Origin of the sequence: Streptomyces sp. NPDC101227 (assembly GCF_044767545.1) — a bacterium.
Lineage (GTDB): Bacteria > Actinomycetota > Actinomycetes > Streptomycetales > Streptomycetaceae > Streptomyces.
The window spans coordinates 137,485-155,306 of the sequence record NZ_JBIWOD010000005.1; the positions used below are offsets into that span (position 1 = coordinate 137,485).

Below are 17,822 nucleotides of genomic sequence, written 5' to 3' on the forward strand. Positions count from 1 at the left end.
CAGAGCTACTTCTTCGCGTTCTTCTCGTCCCGCTCGCGGGCGCCGTCGAGGATCCGATCGACGCGGCGTTCAAGGTCGCCCTGGTGGACGTCGGGACCGGCCACGTAGCGCTTGGCCATCCGGCCGACCAGAACGGCGAGCTTGGCCTTCTCGGTGGTGGTGAGCTTCGGGTCCTGGCTCATGCGGTCCTCTCCCGGGTCCGGACTGTCCGGCCCTACCGCACCCCCACGACGCAGGTCGCGGAGGGCGGAGGGACCGTCAGCCCTTACGCCGCAGAGCCTTGGCCGCGGCCTGCCCCTCCGGGCCGCCGATCGAGCGCACGACGGTGACCACGCCCCACGCGGACACGACCACGACCAGGGCGACCACGGCGAGGGAGATGGCCATGGAGGAGAGGGCGGCCACCAGCAGCGGCCCGAAGTACACGCCGGCCGCCACGGCGCCGCCCCCGGCGCCGGCGCCCAGCGCGATGCGCTGAACGGTCCGGTCCGGTGGGGCCTGGTGGATGTGCTGGACGACCACGGGCGGTTGCTCAGAGGCGGCGGGGACGCCCATCGGCTCGGGCTGGTAGACGACCGGCTGCGGTGCCTTGATGGTGGGGAGTTGGTTGTCGAACTGGTAGCGGCGAGGCGTGGACACGGTCACCACCACCAACCGGACGACTTCTTGGCGGGCGAGGCGTCCGCCGTCGTGGTGTTGGCGGGCGCCAGCTCGTACTCGCGGAACGAGGGGTAGCCGCACAGTCCGTCCATCGTCGCCGAGTTGATCCCCGACAAGGAGATCCACTCGACGCGGCCCGGCTCGGGATCAACGATGGTGCCGATCTTGCCGATGGCGCCGGGGTAGTCGTGGCTGGCGATGACGCGGACGGCGTCACCTTGTCGGAATGCCATGGCGGATGTCCTCTCTCAGACGTTGGCGGTGACGGCGGGGCGGCGGGCGGTGTCGGCCGCCGCGACCTTCGCGGCGGAGTGGAATCGGGGGGTGTCGCCCTTGCGGCGGCGGGGCGGTACGGGCCGCTTCCGGGAGGCCTTGGCGGGCTTCTCGTCGAGTGGGGGGACTTGGGTCGCGACCTGCGGCTTTTCACGTCGGATCGGCACGACGTTGCCGGTGTCGGGAAGCACGAACTGCGGGTGCGCGAGCCCCGCTCGGATGCGTCGTCCCACGGCGTCCGCGTCCGGCTTGCGCGCTTCTGCGAGCTGCGTGGCAGCGGCTACCGCGCGCTTCTCCAGACGGGGCGTCATGCCGGGTTCGCTCGGCCCGTGCACGACCTCCCACGCACGCTTCCACGCGTCCTCGGCGGCCAGCGCACCGAAGGGCGCGGCGGACACCAGGCGGCGGGCGACGCGGAGTACGTCGCGGTGGTGGCGACGGCGGCGGGCCGCGTGGCGGCGGCGCTGGCGGGTGTCCGCGTCGCGGGCGGCGAGGGTGGAGACCCACTGGCGGATCTCGAAGACGACCGGCCCCAGAACGGTCACGGCGGCGAGCCCGGCTCCGGCCGCCGTGGCGTTGCCGGCCGACAGCCCGTGCGGGCCGTCGGCGAGAGACAGACCGTAGCCGTAGTTGATGGACGCAGCGAACCCAGCGCACGCGGCGACCAGGGCCCGCAGGAGCCAGCGCACCCAGCCGGGCGCGGACCGCGCATCGGCGTAGGCGACACCGGCCGCCATCACCCACGCCGCCCCCTCCAGCCCCAGCGGGACAGGCAGCAGCATCACGGAGATGGAGACGAAGTGCACGATCTGAGCGGGCAGGGAAGCCAGCCCGGAGGCCACGACCAGGGCGAGGGTGCCGTTGCGGTAGATCCGCTCCGGCGTCAACGCCACCGCCCGGCGCTCGGCCCGCTCGCGGCGCCGCGCCTGGCGGTCGGTGCGGTCGGCCTGCTTGTCGGTGCGGGCCTGCTCCCGCAGCCGCGCCGCCCGCTCATCGGCCGCCCGCTGCCGTTCGGCCCGCCGCTCCTCGGCGGCAGCGGCGTCGATCCGGCGCTGTTCGGCCTCGGCGGCCTGGTCGGCCCGCCGCTCCTCGCGGTAGGTGCTCATGCTCATGAGGCACCGCCCCACGCAATCACCGCGGCGATCACCAGCAGCGTCCCACCGGCGCAGGTCAGGTCGACCGCGCGGCGCAGGCAGGTGAACTTGGTGACTGCGAGCCGGGACAGTCCGGCGATGTCGGCGGCCAGATCCCGGGCAACGGCGTTGCTGATCTCCTCCGCTGTGAGGGTGGCCCACAGGGGGAAACCGTGTCGGCCGCGCAGGTTCGGCCGCACAGACCGCAGCAGCAGACCGGCCGCCGCAATCAGCACCGCCATGCCGAGCCCGCCCACCGCGTAGGCGGGGAGGTTCATCGGCAGGTCACGGGCGACCGTCCAGGCGCCGGCGAGCACTGCTCCGAGGAACGCCAGCAACAGGCCCGTTTTGGTGTCTGTCCGGGCGATCTCTGCCTTCACCTCAGCGTGCGCGGCGGTCAAGGCACTGTCGACGTAGTTCATGCCTCGGTCTCCTCGGGCTCGTAGACCATGCCGAGGTGCCACAGATGACCGCTGGCCTCCTGGAGATAGCCGCGCAGATCGGCCAGGGCTACACGGGCATCCCCGAATGCCAACTCGGCGCCGTACGCGTGCTCCTCGGGCGCCGTCCCGTCATCCGGGGCAAGGGTTCCGGCAGCCAGGTCATGCAGCACACGCTCATCCATGTGGTCGATCGCCTGCTGCAACCGCGTGCACATCTCCGCCACGGCGATCACGGCGCGGCTTACCTCGGGCGTGCTGTCGTACCCGCCGTCCATGGCGGCGTGGTTGTGCCGGCGCACCGCTTCGGATGCCGCCTGCACGTGCTCGGCGGGGCTCAGGGACTCGCTCATGCCGCCAGCTCCCTCGAGGAGCCGGTCAGCCGGTAGCGACGGTCCGCCGCTGCATGAGCCGAACGGCAAGCCGTGCACGGGGTCTCGCTCCGCCGCAGGTGTCGGTGGTATCCACGGTCCGTGCCGCAGCCCGCAGGCTCAGGCAGGTGCTTGGCCTCGGCTGGCCGGGCCAGGCGCTGGGGGATCCGCAGATGGCGGGCGATCATGTTCAGGGCGACGCCATGGTCCGCGAGGATCCGGGCGGCCATCAGCTTCTCGTCTGCTGTCATCCCGGCCGGCGGCACGTCGTTGACGGCACGCTCGACCGCGATCAGATCAACTCCACCGCGGTAGGTCTCCGTCGTTGCTACCGGGATGTACGAATCGAGGACGGGCCTGGAAGTAAGGTCGGACATGGGTCGTGCTCCTCTCGAACGGAACGGCCCTACAGCGGCCCCGGGATTCCGCCCCGGGGCCGCGCGCCGTTTGGATGGAGGCCGCACACGGTGTGTGCGGCGGGCCGCGTCAGCGGCCGGTGCCCCGGGCCGGATCCGATCCGGCGTCGTCGCGGCCCCCCCACGTGGCGGGTCCGGGGCTGATATGACGCAGTCGGCGTGGCTGCTGTGCCGGTTCAGCACCGCAGCGGCCTAGGTATGTCGCTGACCCATGGCGGGTCTCCTTCCAGTGGTTCGGATCTCGGGCGATCCGTGGCCGTCGGACGCCGCCGGCCGGAAGGCCGGGGTAGCGACGACCCCCGCCCACCCCCGAGGGTCAGTGGGCGGCGCTCCTTTTTTCACGCCGGGGAGGTGAGTTGCCCCGGGCCGCCCAAAGCAGGGGACGGCGTCCTGTTGCCCGGATCGCTCCGGGCTACCTCCCGAACCTTGCGAGGGCTGGAGGTGGCCTCCCGGGCCCGTTGCTGCTGGCCGGAGGCGGCCCCATCGATCACCCGTGTGCAGGTGACTGGGACGGCACGCTGTTCAGTTCTGAAGCAACGACCGCTCCCTTTCGACCCGTGTCACGGGGCCGTCCGGGCGGTACAGGTCACGCATACGTGCAGGTCAAAGCGATTTCGCGCTGCTTTCGGTCGTCCCGAACGGGATGACCAGCAGTGAGACTGTTCTAGCACGACTGCTACAAGCAGCACAATGTGTTGTGCTGTGTGTGCCGGTTGGGCTGGTGGAAGAGGGCGGATAGCATCGCCGTATGACGCCAACCGCTGGTGACTCGCGCCGAGTGAACGAGCAGATCGCGGATGCCCTTCAGAAGGACATCGAGTCAGGCAAGCTCAAGGCGGGTGCGAAGCTGCCGGCAGTCCGCTCGATCGTGGATGACTTCGACGTAGCCCCAGGCACCGCGACGAAGGCGCTGAAGCTGCTCGTGCAGCGCGGTCTCGCACGCCCGGACTCGACGCGTGGCTACTTCGTGAAAAGCCAGACTGAGGAGCCGGAGAGCGGCGCGCCCAGCCCCGAGTTCGTGGCGATCATGCAGGAGATTGAGGGCATCCGGGCTCACCTGGCTCGTCTTGACGAGCGCCTGAACCAGCTGGAGGGGCCGCAGGGCTCTGCGTGAACGTCGTCGAGAGTTCTTGCGCCCTCTCTGACAACGCGTCTACCTCGGTGGAGAGTTCGCTGATCGCGGCCCTCACCGCTTGCCATTCACGTGCCGTCAGACCCACGACCGTGCCCCCTTGTTGCTGTCTCGGTGCGTCTCACTCTGTACGCCTTCGACGCTATGGCGCCGGTCCCGGGTGACCCCGGAAAATCCTTCCGGGGTCCCTTTCTGAACTGAGCTGAGGCTGAAGCCATGCGAGGAATGACGCAGCACCTAACGACCGGCGAGCGTGTTGCCTGGTACCGCCATCGCCGTGGTCTGTCTCAGGATGTACTGGCTGGACTCGTCGGCCGCACGGCCGACTGGCTCGGGAAAGCGGAGAACAACCGCATCGAACTCGATCGCCTCTCGGTGATCCGAGCGCTCGCCCACGCGCTGGACGTGTCCATCGGAGACCTGATCGGCGAGCCGACCCTGCTGGAGTGGTCCAAGGACAGCGGCCGGCGAACTGTGCCAGCCCTTCGAGAGGCGCTCATGGACTACCGGCTCCTCACCCCGCTCATCGGTACGCCGGACGACGGCGAACCTCCGACATTGGCGGCACTGCGCTCGGATGTCGGCGAAGTCTGGGACGCCTACCAGGACTCGCGTTACGGATTCGCGGCCCGTCAGCTCCCACTGCTCCTGGCGGATGCCCTGCTCGCGGTCCGCGCCTGCGCTGGGGACGAACGAGACGAAGCGAATGGTCTGCTTGCCATGACTTACCAGGGCGCTGCCATGGTGCTCGGCAAGCTGGGCGAGAACGAACTGGCGTGGATCGCAGCAGACCGGGGGCTCGCTGCGGCGCAGCTGAGCGGTAACAACGTGATCATTGGCTCGCTGTTCCGATCCGTGACGCACTGCCTACTCTCCACCGGGCGATTCGAGACGGCCGCGCAGCTGGTGAGGGACGCGGCCGGCTTCCTGGAGCCGGGACTCGGCGAGCCGACGCCTGCGTACCTCTCCATCTACGGGACGTTGTTCCTGACCGGCGCCATGGCGGCGGCTCGGGCGGAGGACCGAGCGACCGCTCAAGAGTTCCTCCGGGAAGCCGAGAATGCAGCGTCGCGGCTCGGCGCCGACGCCAACCACATGTGGACGGCCTTCGGCCCCACGAATGTGGCGATTCACCGGGTCGCCACGGCCGGCGAGCTGGGCGACATGCAGATCGCGGCGGAACTGGGTCCGCAGGTGGACACCAGCGGCCTGCCCGTAGAGCGACGCGTGCGGCACAACCTGGAGGTCGCGCGGGCTCTCAGCGCGTGGAACCGCACCGACGCCGCACTCGAAGTGGTGCTGGAGGCGGAGGAGCTTGCGCCCGAGCAGGTCAGGCACCACTACATGAGCCGTGAACTCGTCCTCGGCTGGATCCGCGGCACCCGGGGACGCCCGAACCGACCGATCGCGGACCTGGCCGAGAGGCTCCGCGTCGTGTGAGCTGGTTAGGCTCATTCGCATGAGCGACAACGAGCACGAGGCGAAGATGGCGCGCCCGAGAATGGCCTCGGGCGCGCTGTTCTTTGATGACCAGGGCCGGGTCATGATGCTGGAGCCGACGTACAAGGACTATCGGGAGATCCCCGGCGGATACGTGGAGACCGGCGAGTCGCCGCGCCAGGCATGCATCCGGGAGGTGCATGAGGAGCTGGGCATCAAGCCGGAGATCGGGCGACTCCTCGCGGTGGACTGGGCTCCCAGCCCGAAGGAGGGCGACAAGGTCCTCTACATCTTCGATGGGGGCGTTCTGACGCCGGAGCTGCAGGGACAGATCCGATTGCGATCCTCGGAGATCCGCTCGTACGATTTCCACCCACTGGACGCCATCGCAAGCATCACGATCCCGCGTCTCGCTCGGCGAATCGAGGCCGCAGCTGTGGCGCAAGCCGAAGAGGAAGTTGCTTATTTGGAGCATGGACACTGGGTCGATCGCGGCGTCCCGGATTCATCCAAGGAGAATTAGGGTTCCGATGCGCATTCGGATAGGTCTCAAGTGATGCTGGAGAGGCTTTGGCTGTAGGACTTATCGACGGATAGGCCTTACGCCGTGTCCTGCTGGCCATGAGGGCGGCAGCTGGTTTAATTGACGGCGAGTGGGGTGTGCGATCGCTGACGGACCGCGCACCCCACTCGTCCATCAGTGGACTGGAGGAAGCTTCTCCTTCATTCCAGTTGACCCTCGTGCGCCGCTTACGGGGAGCATTCCTTCTTCCGTCTTGTCATCATAAATGAATCGGAGGAATGACATTCGCTCACCTTTAGCGTGGGCGTTCCATGCCTTGACAGTCGTCCCGTACAGGATCGCCTTATCCCTAGCTGCCAGGGACCGGTCGAGTCGCGCAACCCCTCTATTGCGAAGTAGCAGTACGGGGTCTCCCTTGGAGAGATCTTCCCCTGAGACCATCTTCTCAGTGAACGGATCGATTAGTTCGGGCGCCTTCCCGCGCGCGGCTTGGGCCAGGACTGCCAGCATGTTGGACGCAGGGCTTCCGCATGCTCTGTAGATGCGCCCTGCTACGCCCGCGTACTGCTGAAGCTCGGGCCACGCGTCGACCGTCTCAAAGATCACATCGTTCTCTACGTCATTGCGCTGAATGAGGATCACTTCGCCCCCATTAGCTTGGCAAGCTTGGGCGAACAGAATGATTCTTGCAGCGCTTCTGATGATGTTTGCGTTACTGACACGCATAAACTGTGAGGCGACGCGCCCGTAGCCGGTATCGATGACCGCAAACGTCGCGGGGTCTGCTCCCACGTGCACCCTGAGCGGCACCACTGTCTGCGAGCGAGCAACTGCGAGAAGTCGATGCTGGCCGTCGATCAGGTTATCGTTTCGATCGAAGGCAATTGACTGGTGCGTCAGCTTCCAGCGCCCCTCTTGCATGGCCTTCGCATAGCGTCCAACTCGGATCGATGACTTCTTCCTGTTGCTGTCCAGGTTTCTGAGTAGCCAGCGCTCCGCTAGTTCAGAGTCAATCCAGTAGTTCCCGGGACGTACAGGCACGCCATTGTGGTTGAGGATGGGAACGCTGACGGAGTACCCATCCTCAACTGTATTGAGGTTTTCCACAGGCGTGAGTGAAGCATGCCCGAGACCCGTCAGAGATGTGCCTTTCGCCATCATCGTGAGTGTTCACTCGCGTGGTCCATATTTATGTGATCGGCTACCGTCGTATCGGATGAGCCCCGAGATGCAAGCGATGAATGGCGCCACAGGGCAGCTCGGTTTTATTGTGATGGTTGGGAAATTAGAGCGGGATGGTGAAAGTCTCTGGCGGTACTCGAGTGCAAATGGTGTCGAGAAGCCGCGTGCGTCGTAGGGTGCCGCTCATTCTCGGGGTCGGCTTGGCTCAGTGGCACTTGAGTGGTCGTGATCGGGCAGACTTCGGTCCATGGACTCAGGACTGATCGGGCTTCTCGGTGGCGTAATCGGCGCCGCGGTCGGCGCGTTAGGTGCGACGATGTCGGCATGGATCACTGGGCGGAAGGCTGAGGCGCAGGCTCGAATGCAGGCGCTGGCGCAACTGGAGCAGGCCCGCCTACAGCTGAAGGCAAGCCATGTGCAACAGCAGAGCGATCCTCGCCGGGGAGCGTATGCGGAGTTCCTCGCACAGGCGCGAACGCTGGCAAGCGCCTGGATTTCGGTGCCCGACGTCGTTGACGAGATCGTCACAAGTCAGCCCGCGGACTGGCAAGAGCACGCGGACTCGTACGTCGCGGACTTGCAGGAGAGGACTGAGGGGCTCCACGCCTCGTGGGCAGCCGTCGCCATCCATGGACCGGAAACAGTGCTTGAGCCGGCCACGAAATTGCTTGAGGCGATGTTCCTCCTCAGGAACATCGCGTACGAGTGTATGGAGGCAGTCGTAGAGGCCCACGAGCACGGGACGCCTGCCCAGACGGACACCCCCGCGCTGCGCGAGGCATTCGATCGGCACACGGTGGTAGCTCTGGAGTTCGTGCTCGCGGCACGTGAGGCGCTTGATGAGGACGGTATATCGAGTGTTCTCTAGTCCGCTGTTTCGGGCTATGGGCCATATGCGGGCCAGCACTGGGCTGCACGCATCGTCGGAGCCCATTCATGCAGGTAGCGCGACCGCATCGGCGCAGAGAACGACGCTCTTGAAAACTGTCGTGGCGGCGACGTCACCGTGGGTTCAAATCCCACAGCCTCCGCCGAGGTAGACAAACATGCAGGTCGGAGCGGGTTCCCGGAGCTATCCGGGCCCGCTCCGGCTGCGTTTGCTGTCTCACTGCGTGCCCCTGGGTCCCACCGCTGACCAGCGCGTATGGCCAACCTGCGGCCAAGATTTCCCGGGCAGCGAGCCGTCACATGGTGGAGGTCTCCTCGGCGGCCCCCAACGCGTCATCGATGAGCTGGTTGGCCTGGTCCCGTTTGCCGTCCAGCACCTTGGCGTAGAAGCGGTAGAGCACGGCCACGCTGTGGCCGGCGCGACGGGCGACCTCGGTCGGATCGACCCCGGAGGCGAGCCACAGCGACACTCCGGCATGCCGGAGCGAGTACGGGACGCCTGCGAGCGGGGTCGCTGCCTGCTCCTCTGTCAGGGCAGCCTTGCGGGCGTCCTTCCAGACTTCGGGGTACTCCTTGCTGAGGAGAACGCCCCCACGCGCGGCCCGGAAAAGCCGGCCGTCCGGAGGGGCCCCATACCGGTCGAGGTGGTCCCTCAGTAGACGCACCAGCTCCGGGGGGATAGGGACATCACGAGTCGCTGAGCGGGCGCGCCGCTTGAGCCCCCGCTCCTCGTAGGACTTCCCGTCGTCCGTCCACGCGCAGCCGACTCGAGGTGAGCTGCCCGAAAGCAGCAGAACACCCCGGCCGGTCTCCGGCAGAAGCGACGCGCAACGCACGGCCGCCGCGGTGAGTATTTTCCTTTCTTTGCCGGGATAAGTGAAGTGCCGGGGCGCGGGAAAGGGAATTTGTTTGTCGAATCGGTGAGGTATTGTTGGGGTAACTGGAATGCATGGATGTTGTGGCAGATTGTGGGGTGGGGCGCGATGGTGATGATTCGGCGGGCGGGGGCGTCGGACGGGCGGCGGCTCGGGCGGATGGTGCGTAGCTCCGCGGCTTATCAGGGACCGTATGCCCCGATGGTGGACGGGTATCGGATGGGGGCCGATTACATAGCGGCGCATCGGGTGTTCGTGGCGGTGGACGGTGCGGACGGTGCGGATGCGGAAAGGCTGCTGGGGTTCTACTCGTTGATCGTTGATCCGCCCGAGCTGGATTTGCTGTTCGTGGCCGACCATGCGCAGGGGAGGGGCATCGGACGGCTGCTCATGGACCACATGCGGGGCGAGGCACGGCGGGCGGGGATCGACCGTGTCCGGGTGGTGTCGCATCCGCCTGCCGAGGGGTTTTACCGGAGCGTGGGAGCGCAGCGGACCGGAACGGAATGGGCGAGGCCGCCGGCGGTGATGTGGGACCGGCCGGAGATGGTGATCCCGGTGGGCGAGGAATCCGATATTGCCGCTGAGGGGGCGTCGGGTCGGTGACGGGTGAGCGAATTGTTTGGTGTGTTTGAGTGGTTGGCCTTTTGGAGGGGAGGCCAGGGGAATGTGCGGCGTTGTTGAGCGGATTTCAGGGGGCTGCGCAATAGGCCGGTCGCTCAGGAAATTCCCGGCCGCTTAAATCGTTGGCGTGTCAAGGGGGCCGCCGCGATGATGTGGCTATGAGTACGTCACGGACTTTTGAGGAACTGGTGGCCGAGGCCGACGCCGTATCGGTCGCGGGATGGGATTTTTCCTGGCTGGCGGGCAGGGCCACGGAGGAGCGGCCTTCGTGGGGTTATCAGCGGGCAATGAGTGAGAGGTTGGCGCGGGCGTCGGCGGCGTTGGACGTGCAGACCGGGGGCGGAGAGGTCTTGGCGGGGGCGGCGCAGCTGCCGCCGGTGATGGTGGCCACGGAGTCCTGGCCGCCCAACGTCGCCAAGGCCACCGCGCTGCTGCATCCGCTCGGTGCCGTGGTGGTGGCCGATGAGGACGAGCCGCCGCTGCCGTTCGCCGATGACGCCTTCGACCTGGTGACCAGCCGTCATCCGGTGACCGTGTGGTGGGAGGAGATCGCGCGGGTGCTCCGGCCCGGGGGTACGTATTTCTCCCAGCAGGTCGGCCCGGCCAGTGTGTTCGAGCTGGTGGAGTACTTCCTGGGGCCGCAGCCGGAGAACGTACGGCGCGCCCGCCACCCCGAGGACGCCCGCCGGGACGCGGAGGCGGCGGGGCTGGAAGTGGTCGATCTGCGTGCGGAGTCGCTGCGGACCGAATTCCTCGATATCGGGGCGGTTGTTTACTTCCTGCGGAAGGTGATCTGGATGGTGCCCGGGTTCACCGTCGACGGATATCGGGAGCGGCTGCGGGAGTTGGACGAGCTGATCCGCCGGGAGGGGGCATTCGTGGCCCATACGACGCGGTTTCTGATCGAGGCGCGTAAGCCCGCCCGTTCCGCCTGAGCCCGGAGCGGTTTCCGTCGTCTTCATGGCCCGCGGGCAGCTGTCATGGGCTCTGTGTGCGCCCCTGGCGCCGGCCCGCCGAGGCGATGGCCGCCCGTGCCTCCTGTTCGGACAGCCCCGTATGGCATGCCGCCTCGACCAGCCGGGCGGCCAGCTCCTGAGCCAGGCCGGCCTCGTGGGCGCGGCAGGCGGCCCAGAAGAGGCGGGCGTTGCGCTGGCCCTCGGGGGACGTGCGGACGAAGCGTACGAGGGCCGAGGCGGGCTGCGGCGGGAGGGCGGAGGGGGCCTCGCGGCGTGGCGGCGGGGGAGTGAGCAGGGCGAGCAGGGCGTGCGGTGCGGGTGCGGGCACGCGGGGTGCGCCCGGCGCGAGGACATAGCGGCCGCGAGCCGTGAGGGAACCGGGGCCGACCAGATAGCCGCCGGCCCCGCGGATGTCGATGCCCGGGGCGAGCCGCCCGACGGAGTTGGGCACGGCGGGCGATGGCGGGCCGGTGAACCAGAGGTGGTGACCGCCGCTCGGGGTGCGGACCGTCACCGTCGGCGGCAGCGGGAAGTGGTGCGCCTCGGCGATGAAGCGCAGGGCGGTGAGGGCGTCGGCGCCGTTCTTGGTGTCGAGGTCGATGCCGATGAGGTGGTGCGGGGGCAGGCCGCAGGCGATGCCGTATCCGGTGGCCCAGGGGGCCGCGGCGAACATCCGGCGGATGGTGAGCGGGTCGGTGCTCGCGTCGTGGACGCCGTGCCCGATCCGGCCGCAGGCGCCGCGGCAGGGCGGCGACTCGGGGTGGCCGCGGTGCGGCGAGCGGACGGCGGGGTGCTTGGTGCGGGTCAGCGGGATGACGGCGTAACCGCGCTCGGCGGCGTGCAGGGCATGGGCGAGGGCGGCGGAATGGGGGTCTCCGCTGAGGGTGAGCGGCGGAGAGCTCGGCGACGGGTCCGGATGTGGCCGGGACGGTGGGCGCCGGTCGGGCCGGGGTCCGGTGGCGGGCTCGGTGGGCGGGGGTTCGGCGGCATTGCTTCGTGGCGTGCCCATGGCTCCATTTTCGTATAAATGTTCGAAGAAGGGAAGGGGGGTGGAGGTGGGCGAGGGGGCGAATGGGCAGGTCAGAAGGGTTCGGGGGCGTGTGTGGGGGCGCTGGGGCGCGGAGATGGTTTATCCGATGTTCCTCATACTTGCGAGGGAATCGACCCTTGATGACGGGTTCGCCGGGGATTCGGTGGGCAATCCTGAGGTCGCGACGTCGAGGCACGCGCCGGGTGGTCGGCCAACTACCCGGTGAGTAAGAGGAGTTGGCAACGGAGTTGGTACTCGGAGTTTGGCGATCGGAGTTGGCGAACGGGTCGGATTCGGCAGGGCCGAGCAGGGCGAGCGGGCCGAGGGGGCCGCGCGGCCGAGCAGGTCGGAATCCGGCGCGTCAGGTCCGTGGGTCAGATCCGGCGAGCAAGTAGTTCAGATCCCAAAGTTGTGTTCCGTAGGAGGAATTGACATGGCAAGCACCCGTACCGCCCGCGTCATCGCTGTCGCCGCCGCGCTGCCCTTCGCGGCCGTTCTCTTCAGCGGTGTGGCACAGGCCGACAACGGCGGCCTTGCGAACAACGGGTCGAGCGCGGCCGCAGTGAGCCAGACGGGGACCGGTGTCGCCGGCGACAACCACGGAAACTCCACCACCGGCCAGCAGGTCGCCAACGGTGCCGGTGCCTCCAACCAGAACAACACCGCGAGCGTGAACGGCTCCGGATGGACGGCCATCGACCAGGACAACGCCTCCGTCAGCTTCGGGAACAACATCGGCTGATCCCTCCCGGGCCCTGAATGAGCAGGGGATGCCTCGACGCCGCCATGGGGAGCGGCCGCTGACTGCGAGGTGAATCGAAAGGTGATCTGTCGGGGTCGGTGTGGCGGGCGGGCTGCCCGGGGTTCACCGCACCGACCTTGACAGCGAGCGGGTTTCTGACGGACAGTCAGAAACCCGCTCGCTCGTTCGTACGCCCGGATTCCCTGCGCACCGGACGTACGGCCACCAGAAGGGGAGGCCGCCGACGTGCACCTCGCCCCCACCGCGCGCCAGGAGCAGTTGCGTACCGAACTCCGCGCCTACTTCCGGGAGGTGCTGCCCGACGGGCCGGTCGAGGGCGCCGCCGCGCAGCGCGCGGTCCTCCGTCGGATCGGCGCCGACGGCATGCTGGGCCTGGGGTGGCCGACCGCGTACGGCGGCCAGGGGCGCGGCGCCGACGAACAGTTCGTCTTCTTCGACGAGGCCTACCGCGCCGGCGCGCCCGTCTCCATGGTCACCCTCAACACCGTCGGCCCGACCCTGATGAAGTACGGGACCCGGCGCCAGAAGGACTTCTTCCTGCCGCGGATCCTCAGCGGGGAGATCGTCTTCGCGATCGGCTATACGGAGCCGGGGGCGGGCACCGACCTCGCCGCCCTCCGCACCCGGGCCGTGCGGGCGAACGGGGAACGGGATCAGGAACGGAGCGGGGGCGCGGATCAGGGCCAGGATCGGGATCCGGACTGGCTGATCGACGGGGGCAAGAGCTTCACCAGCAACGCCCACCAGGCCGACTGGATCTGGCTGGCCTGCCGCACCGACCCCGACGCCCCCAAGCACAAGGGCATCTCCATCATCCTGGTCCCCACAGATGCGCCCGGCTTCTCCTGGACGCCGATCGAGACCGTCGGCGGGCTGATGACCACCGCCACGTACTACGACGGCGTACGCGTTCCGGCCGGCAATCTGGTCGGCGAGGAGAACGGCGGCTGGCAGCTGATCACCAATCAGCTCAACCACGAACGGGTCGCGTTGGCGGCGATCGGCATGCAGGCCGAGGACTCCTTCGACGCGGCCCTCGCGTACGCCCGTGCGCCGGACCCGACGACCGGCGAGCGGCCGGCGGACCGGCCGTGGGTGAGGTCCCGGCTCGCCGAGGCGCACGCCCGGCTCGCCGCCACCCGACTGCTGAACTGGCGGCTGGTCGGCGATGTGGGCGCCGGAACGCTCGGCCCCGGCGACGCCAGCGGCGTGAAATTCGCCGGCACGGAGAGCACCGTCGAGGTCTACCGGATGTGCCAGGAGGCGGTCGGCGACGCCGCCCTCGTACGGAGCGGATCGCCGGGCGCCTTCGGGGACGGCGAGCTGGAGCGGATGAACCGAGCGGCGCAGATCAACACCTTTGGGGGCGGCGTGAGCGAGGTCCAGCGGGAGATCGTGGCGACGATGCGGCTGGGGATGCGGAGGGGACGGCGATGAGCGGGATCCCGTACGAGCGGCTCCGGGCCTTCGAGGGGCGGGCGACGGCCGCCGCAGGACGCGGCAAGGACCCGGTCAACGAGCCGATGATCAGGCACTGGTGCGAGGCGATGGGCGACACCCACCCCGCTTACCAGGGCCCCGACGCGATCGCCCCGCCGACCATGCTCCAGGCCTGGACGATGGGCGGGCTCTCCGGGAACACGGAGCGTTCGGGCGCCTACGACGAGCTGTCGCGGCTGCTGGACGATGCCGGGTACACCTCGATCGTCGCCACCGACTGCGAGCAGGAGTACCTGCGCCCGCTGCGACCCGGTGACCGGGTCACGTTCGCCGGGGTGATCGAGTCCGTGTCGGAGCGCAAGACGACCAAGCTGGGGACCGGGCACTTCGTCACGACCCGGATGGACGTCCGGGTGGACGGCGATCCGGAACCGGTGGGGACGCACCGGTTCCGGGTCCTCAAGTACGCGCCGGCGCCGAAGAAACCGCAGGCCAAGCGGCCGCGGCCGGTGATCAACCGGGACAACGCCGGGTTCTGGGAGGGGGTGGGCGCGCACCGGCTGCTGATCCAGCGGTGCGTCGGGTGCGCGACGCTGCGGTTCCCCTGGCTGCCCGGGTGCAATGCGTGCGGGTCGCGGGAGTGGGACACCGTCGAGGCGAGCGGCGAGGGCACCGTCTACTCGTACGTCGTCATGCACCATCCGTCGTTCCCGGGCTTCGCCCTGCCCGATCAGGCCGGGGACATCTCCGGTCAGGCCGGGGAGGCGGGGCCCTATGCCGTCGCCCTGGTCGAGCTCGCCGAAGGGGTGCGGATGGTCAGCAATGTGGCCGGGGTGCCGTACGACAAGGTGCGCATCGGGATGCCGGTGCGGCTGGAATTCCTGCGGGTGGACGGGGAGTGGGAGCTTCCGGTGTTCCGCGCGACGGCGGGGAGCGCCGGCTGATGGACTTCACGCCCACGGAGGAGCAGGCCGCGGCCCAGGAGCTCGCGGCGCGGATCTTCGGCGACCTCGCCACGCACGAACGGCTCGCGGCCGCCGGCACGGGCACGGACGCCGAGCTGTGGAAGGCCCTGTGCGCGGCCGGGCTGCCGGGTGCGGTCGAGGAGATCGGGCTGCTGGGACTCGTACTGCTGCTGGAGGAGCAGGGGCGGACCACGGCGCAGGTGCCGTTCGCCGCGACCTGCGCGTACGGCGTGCTGGCCGTCGCCCGGCACGGTACGGATGAGCAGCGCGCACGGCTGCTGCCCGGCCTGCGGGACGGCACGCAGGTGGCGGCCGGCGCGTTTCCCGCGCAGCCCGGCGTACGGGCCGAGGAGCGACCGGGCGTGGCGGGGCGGCTGACCGGCGTGGTGCGGGCGGTGCCCTGGCTGCGCGAGGCCGGCCAGGTCCTGGTGGCGGACGCCCGGCAGGAGCTGTGGCTGGTGCGGACCGATGCCGCCGGGGTGCGCCGGGAGCCGGTGGAGACGACCGCGCCGTGGTCGGCGGGGCGGCTCGTCCTGGAGGGGGCGCCCGCCGAGCGGCTGGGCGGGGCCGGCGCGTACGGCGATGTCCTGGCCATCGCCCGTACCGCCTGCGCCGCCCTCCAGGCCGGAGTGTGTGCGGGCTCCCTGGCGCACGCGGTCGCGCACACCACCACCCGCGAACAGTTCGGGCGCCCGCTCTCCACCAACCAGGGTGTGCTGCTGCGTGCGGCCGATGCGTACATGGACACCGAGGCGATCCGGGTCACCGCCTACGAGGCGGGCTGGCGCCGGGACGCGGGGCTGGACGCCGCCCCGCACGCGCTGACCGCCGCCTGGTGGGCCGCCGAGGCGGGCACCCGGGTGGTGCACACGGGCCAGCATCTGCACGGCGGCATCGGCGCCGACGTCGACCATCCCGTACACCGGCACTTCCTCTGGGGCCGGCAGCTGGCCGCGTATCTGGGACCCGGCGCCCAACTACTGGAAGAAATCGGCGAGTTGCTGACCAAGGAGGAGACCCGGGCATGAGAGCAGGCGACGAGCTGCCGCAGCTCACCGTCCCCATCACCCGCACCCTGATCGTCGCCGGCGCCCTCGCCTCCCGCGACTATCAGGACGTGCACCACGACGCCGAGCTCGCCAAGGCGAAGGGCTCGCCCGACATCTTCATGAACATCCTCACCACCAACGGACTGGTCGGCCGCTACATCACCGACCACTTCGGGCCCACCGCCGTACTGCGCAAGGTGGCGATACGGCTCGGAGCGCCCAACTACCCCGGCGATACGATGGTGTTGAGCGGTACGGTCACCTCCGTCGACGGGGGTACGGCGCAGGTCCGGGTCGTCGGAGCCAATGGGCTCGGCCATCACGTCACCGGCACGGTCACCGTCCAGGTGGGAGCCGGCCGATGAGCCTTCGCCGCCCCGACTCCCTCTCCGGCCGGGCCGCCATCGCCGGCATCGGCGCCACCGAGTTCTCCAAGGACTCCGGCCGCAGCGAACTCAAGCTCGCCGTCGAGGCCGTCCACGCCGCCCTCGATGACGCCGGGCTCACCCCCGATGACGTCGACGGCCTGGTCACCTTCACCATGGACACCAACCCCGAGATCACCGTCGCCCAGGCGGCCGGCATCGGCGAGCTGTCCTTCTTCTCGCGCGTCCACTACGGGGGCGGCGCGGCCTGCGCCACCGTTCAGCAGGCGGCGCTGGCCGTCGCCACCGGCATCGCCGACGTCGTCGTCTGCTACCGGGCCTTCAACGAGCGCTCCGGCCGCCGCTTCGGCTCCGGCGTCCAGCACCGCGAGCCGTCGGCCGAGGGCGCGGCGCTCGGCTGGAACCTCCCCTACGGGCTGCTCACCCCCGCGTCCTGGGTCGCCATGGCCGCCCAGCGCTATCTGCACACCTACGGCCTGACGCCGGACGCCTTCGGCCCGGTCGCGGTCACCGACCGTCGGCACGCCGCGCGTAACCCCGCCGCGTACTTCTACGGCAGGCCCATCACCCTCGCCGACCACGCCGCCTCCCGGTGGATCGTGGAGCCGCTGCGGCTGCTGGACTGCTGCCAGGAGACCGACGGGGGCCAGGCGATCGTCGTGACGTCCCCGGAGCGGGCCCGCGATCTGCGCCACCGGCCCGCGCTGATCACGGCCGCGGCCCAGGGGGCCGGCCGGGCGCAGGAGCAGATGACCAGCTTCTACCGCGACGACCTGACGGGGCTCCCCGAAATGAACGTCGTCGCCCGGCAGTTGTGGCGCACCTCCGGCCTCGCACCCGCCGACATCGACGTCGCGATCCTCTACGACCACTTCACGCCGTTCGTGCTGATGCAGCTGGAGGAATTCGGCTTCTGCGGGCCCGGCGAGGCCGCCGATTTCGTCGCCGCGGAGGCGCTGCCGCTCAACACCCACGGCGGGCAGCTGGGCGAGGCGTATCTGCACGGCATGAACGGCATCGCGGAGGCGGTGCGGCAGCTGCGCGGCACGTCCGTCAACCAGGCACCGGACGCGGCGCGGGTCCTGGTGACCGCGGGGACCGGGGTGCCGACCTCGGGGCTGGTGCTGGGCAGGGACGGCTGACCATGGCCGGCGGGGCCGACCGGGCGGGCTGCGGCCCGCGATCACCTAGGGGTGGCGGGGGGTCCGTCCGCCCTGAGGAGGTGCAGCCCGGGCCGCCCGTACAACTTGAGAGGGAGAGGGTTTCGGCACCTGGG

Annotated in this window: 22 protein-coding genes; 12 read left to right on the plus strand and 10 right to left on the minus strand. The window is 69.3% G+C overall.

Annotation, left to right across the window (positions count from 1 at the left end):
- Positions 1-5: 5 nt before the first annotated feature.
- The 7 genes from ACIRPT_RS12995 to ACIRPT_RS13025 form a co-directional block, all read right to left on the minus strand.
- Complete coding sequence (locus tag ACIRPT_RS12995) at positions 6-182, minus strand: DUF6257 family protein (RefSeq protein ID WP_403826191.1); 177 nt, start codon at positions 180-182, stop codon at positions 6-8.
- Between the two features lie 76 nt (positions 183-258).
- Positions 259-645: a DUF6251 family protein gene (locus ACIRPT_RS13000; RefSeq protein ID WP_403827065.1), complete on the minus strand. Its 387-nt coding sequence runs from the start codon at positions 643-645 to the stop codon at positions 259-261.
- Entirely contained in the window at positions 642-893 is a 252-nt protein-coding gene (locus ACIRPT_RS13005; protein ID WP_403826194.1) for a hypothetical protein, read from the minus strand. Before ACIRPT_RS13005 ends, ACIRPT_RS13000 begins: the two co-directional genes overlap by 4 nt.
- 15 nt (positions 894-908) lie before the next feature.
- Complete coding sequence (locus ACIRPT_RS13010) at positions 909-2,045, minus strand: hypothetical protein (RefSeq protein ID WP_403826197.1); 1,137 nt, start codon at positions 2,043-2,045, stop codon at positions 909-911.
- Positions 2,042-2,488: a Pycsar system effector family protein gene (locus ACIRPT_RS13015; RefSeq protein WP_403826200.1), complete on the minus strand. Its 447-nt coding sequence runs from the start codon at positions 2,486-2,488 to the stop codon at positions 2,042-2,044. The genes ACIRPT_RS13010 and ACIRPT_RS13015 overlap by 4 nt, the downstream gene beginning before the upstream one ends.
- The gene (locus tag ACIRPT_RS13020; RefSeq protein ID WP_403826203.1) at positions 2,485-2,859 is read right to left on the minus strand and encodes a hypothetical protein; all 375 of its coding nucleotides are present in this window, start codon (positions 2,857-2,859) and stop codon (positions 2,485-2,487) included. Before ACIRPT_RS13020 ends, ACIRPT_RS13015 begins: the two co-directional genes overlap by 4 nt.
- On the minus strand, positions 2,856-3,254 hold the full coding sequence (locus tag ACIRPT_RS13025; protein ID WP_403826206.1) for a hypothetical protein: 399 nt from the start codon (positions 3,252-3,254) through the stop codon (positions 2,856-2,858). The genes ACIRPT_RS13020 and ACIRPT_RS13025 overlap by 4 nt, the downstream gene beginning before the upstream one ends.
- An 817-nt stretch (positions 3,255-4,071) precedes the next feature.
- Between ACIRPT_RS13025 and ACIRPT_RS13030 the strand changes: the two genes are divergently transcribed.
- The 3 genes from ACIRPT_RS13030 (at position 4,072) to ACIRPT_RS13040 (ending at position 6,388) form a co-directional block, all read left to right on the plus strand.
- Positions 4,072-4,407: a GntR family transcriptional regulator gene (locus ACIRPT_RS13030; RefSeq protein ID WP_403826209.1), complete on the plus strand. Its 336-nt coding sequence runs from the start codon at positions 4,072-4,074 to the stop codon at positions 4,405-4,407.
- A 234-nt stretch (positions 4,408-4,641) separates the two neighbouring features.
- A complete protein-coding gene (locus tag ACIRPT_RS13035) occupies positions 4,642-5,865 on the plus strand; it encodes a helix-turn-helix domain-containing protein (protein WP_403826212.1) in 1,224 nt (407 codons plus the stop codon).
- Positions 5,866-5,884: 19 nt separating this feature from the next.
- Entirely contained in the window at positions 5,885-6,388 is a 504-nt protein-coding gene (locus ACIRPT_RS13040; protein ID WP_403826214.1) for an NUDIX domain-containing protein, read from the plus strand.
- A gap of 174 nt (positions 6,389-6,562) precedes the next feature.
- Here ACIRPT_RS13040 and ACIRPT_RS13045 read toward each other — a convergent pair whose 3' ends face one another.
- The gene (locus tag ACIRPT_RS13045) at positions 6,563-7,495 is read right to left on the minus strand and encodes a hypothetical protein (RefSeq protein WP_403826217.1); all 933 of its coding nucleotides are present in this window, start codon (positions 7,493-7,495) and stop codon (positions 6,563-6,565) included.
- Positions 7,496-7,817: 322 nt separating this feature from the next.
- Here ACIRPT_RS13045 and ACIRPT_RS13050 point away from each other — a divergent pair, with 322 nt between their 5' ends.
- Entirely contained in the window at positions 7,818-8,438 is a 621-nt protein-coding gene (locus ACIRPT_RS13050; protein WP_403826220.1) for a hypothetical protein, read from the plus strand.
- A 316-nt stretch (positions 8,439-8,754) separates the two neighbouring features.
- Here ACIRPT_RS13050 and ACIRPT_RS13055 read toward each other — a convergent pair whose 3' ends face one another.
- Complete coding sequence (locus ACIRPT_RS13055) at positions 8,755-9,123, minus strand: hypothetical protein (protein ID WP_403826223.1); 369 nt, start codon at positions 9,121-9,123, stop codon at positions 8,755-8,757.
- A gap of 288 nt (positions 9,124-9,411) precedes the next feature.
- On the opposite strand from ACIRPT_RS13055, the gene ACIRPT_RS13060 reads away from it, so the two are divergent.
- Positions 9,412-9,939, plus strand: coding sequence for a GNAT family N-acetyltransferase (locus ACIRPT_RS13060; protein ID WP_403826225.1), 528 nt, complete (start codon positions 9,412-9,414; stop codon positions 9,937-9,939).
- A gap of 176 nt (positions 9,940-10,115) precedes the next feature.
- Positions 10,116-10,892 carry a class I SAM-dependent methyltransferase gene (locus ACIRPT_RS13065; protein WP_403826228.1) on the plus strand — a complete coding sequence of 259 codons (777 nt, stop codon included), beginning with the start codon at positions 10,116-10,118 and terminating at the stop codon, positions 10,890-10,892.
- 43 nt (positions 10,893-10,935) lie between these two features.
- On the opposite strand, the gene ACIRPT_RS13070 is transcribed toward ACIRPT_RS13065, so the two are convergent.
- Positions 10,936-11,922 (minus strand): bifunctional DNA primase/polymerase, encoded by a 987-nt coding sequence (locus ACIRPT_RS13070; protein ID WP_403826231.1) that lies wholly within the window; start codon positions 11,920-11,922, stop codon positions 10,936-10,938.
- Positions 11,923-12,376: 454 nt separating this feature from the next.
- Here ACIRPT_RS13070 and ACIRPT_RS13075 point away from each other — a divergent pair, with 454 nt between their 5' ends.
- The 6 genes from ACIRPT_RS13075 to ACIRPT_RS13100 all read left to right on the plus strand — a co-directional run bounded on the left by ACIRPT_RS13075 (position 12,377) and on the right by ACIRPT_RS13100 (position 17,688).
- Entirely contained in the window at positions 12,377-12,685 is a 309-nt protein-coding gene (locus ACIRPT_RS13075; protein WP_403499531.1) for a hypothetical protein, read from the plus strand.
- Positions 12,686-12,931: 246 nt separating this feature from the next.
- Positions 12,932-14,143 carry an acyl-CoA dehydrogenase family protein gene (locus tag ACIRPT_RS13080; protein ID WP_403826234.1) on the plus strand — a complete coding sequence of 404 codons (1,212 nt, stop codon included), beginning with the start codon at positions 12,932-12,934 and terminating at the stop codon, positions 14,141-14,143.
- Positions 14,140-15,090: a bifunctional MaoC family dehydratase N-terminal/OB-fold nucleic acid binding domain-containing protein gene (locus tag ACIRPT_RS13085; RefSeq protein WP_403826238.1), complete on the plus strand. Its 951-nt coding sequence runs from the start codon at positions 14,140-14,142 to the stop codon at positions 15,088-15,090. Before ACIRPT_RS13080 ends, ACIRPT_RS13085 begins: the two co-directional genes overlap by 4 nt.
- A complete protein-coding gene (locus tag ACIRPT_RS13090) occupies positions 15,090-16,139 on the plus strand; it encodes an acyl-CoA dehydrogenase family protein (RefSeq protein ID WP_403826241.1) in 1,050 nt (349 codons plus the stop codon). The genes ACIRPT_RS13085 and ACIRPT_RS13090 overlap by 1 nt, the downstream gene beginning before the upstream one ends.
- Complete coding sequence (locus ACIRPT_RS13095) at positions 16,136-16,525, plus strand: MaoC family dehydratase (RefSeq protein ID WP_403826244.1); 390 nt, start codon at positions 16,136-16,138, stop codon at positions 16,523-16,525. The genes ACIRPT_RS13090 and ACIRPT_RS13095 overlap by 4 nt, the downstream gene beginning before the upstream one ends.
- Complete coding sequence (locus ACIRPT_RS13100; protein WP_403826247.1) at positions 16,522-17,688, plus strand: lipid-transfer protein; 1,167 nt, start codon at positions 16,522-16,524, stop codon at positions 17,686-17,688. The genes ACIRPT_RS13095 and ACIRPT_RS13100 overlap by 4 nt, the downstream gene beginning before the upstream one ends.
- The last annotated feature ends 134 nt before the right edge of the window (positions 17,689-17,822 follow it).

What these genes read in the sequence shown, in the direction of transcription:
- ACIRPT_RS13005 (WP_403826194.1), bottom strand. Translation starts at nt 893, where the DNA reads ATGGCATTCCGACAAGGTGACGCCGTCCGCGTCATCGCCAGCCACGAC.
- ACIRPT_RS13025 (WP_403826206.1), bottom strand. Translation starts at nt 3,254, where the DNA reads ATGTCCGACCTTACTTCCAGGCCCGTCCTCGATTCGTACATCCCGGTA.
- ACIRPT_RS13040 (WP_403826214.1), top strand. Translation starts at nt 5,885, where the DNA reads ATGAGCGACAACGAGCACGAGGCGAAGATGGCGCGCCCGAGAATGGCC.
- ACIRPT_RS13020 (WP_403826203.1), bottom strand. Translation starts at nt 2,859, where the DNA reads ATGAGCGAGTCCCTGAGCCCCGCCGAGCACGTGCAGGCGGCATCCGAA.
- ACIRPT_RS13060 (WP_403826225.1), top strand. Translation starts at nt 9,412, where the DNA reads ATGTTGTGGCAGATTGTGGGGTGGGGCGCGATGGTGATGATTCGGCGG.
- ACIRPT_RS13100 (WP_403826247.1), top strand. Translation starts at nt 16,522, where the DNA reads ATGAGCCTTCGCCGCCCCGACTCCCTCTCCGGCCGGGCCGCCATCGCC.
- ACIRPT_RS13015 (WP_403826200.1), bottom strand. Translation starts at nt 2,488, where the DNA reads ATGAACTACGTCGACAGTGCCTTGACCGCCGCGCACGCTGAGGTGAAG.
- ACIRPT_RS13010 (WP_403826197.1), bottom strand. Translation starts at nt 2,045, where the DNA reads ATGAGCATGAGCACCTACCGCGAGGAGCGGCGGGCCGACCAGGCCGCC.
- ACIRPT_RS13035 (WP_403826212.1), top strand. Translation starts at nt 4,642, where the DNA reads ATGCGAGGAATGACGCAGCACCTAACGACCGGCGAGCGTGTTGCCTGG.
- ACIRPT_RS13065 (WP_403826228.1), top strand. Translation starts at nt 10,116, where the DNA reads ATGAGTACGTCACGGACTTTTGAGGAACTGGTGGCCGAGGCCGACGCC.
- ACIRPT_RS13090 (WP_403826241.1), top strand. Translation starts at nt 15,090, where the DNA reads ATGGACTTCACGCCCACGGAGGAGCAGGCCGCGGCCCAGGAGCTCGCG.
- ACIRPT_RS13095 (WP_403826244.1), top strand. Translation starts at nt 16,136, where the DNA reads ATGAGAGCAGGCGACGAGCTGCCGCAGCTCACCGTCCCCATCACCCGC.
- ACIRPT_RS13050 (WP_403826220.1), top strand. Translation starts at nt 7,818, where the DNA reads ATGGACTCAGGACTGATCGGGCTTCTCGGTGGCGTAATCGGCGCCGCG.
- ACIRPT_RS12995 (WP_403826191.1), bottom strand. Translation starts at nt 182, where the DNA reads ATGAGCCAGGACCCGAAGCTCACCACCACCGAGAAGGCCAAGCTCGCC.
- ACIRPT_RS13075 (WP_403499531.1), top strand. Translation starts at nt 12,377, where the DNA reads ATGGCAAGCACCCGTACCGCCCGCGTCATCGCTGTCGCCGCCGCGCTG.
- ACIRPT_RS13070 (WP_403826231.1), bottom strand. Translation starts at nt 11,922, where the DNA reads ATGGGCACGCCACGAAGCAATGCCGCCGAACCCCCGCCCACCGAGCCC.
- ACIRPT_RS13085 (WP_403826238.1), top strand. Translation starts at nt 14,140, where the DNA reads ATGAGCGGGATCCCGTACGAGCGGCTCCGGGCCTTCGAGGGGCGGGCG.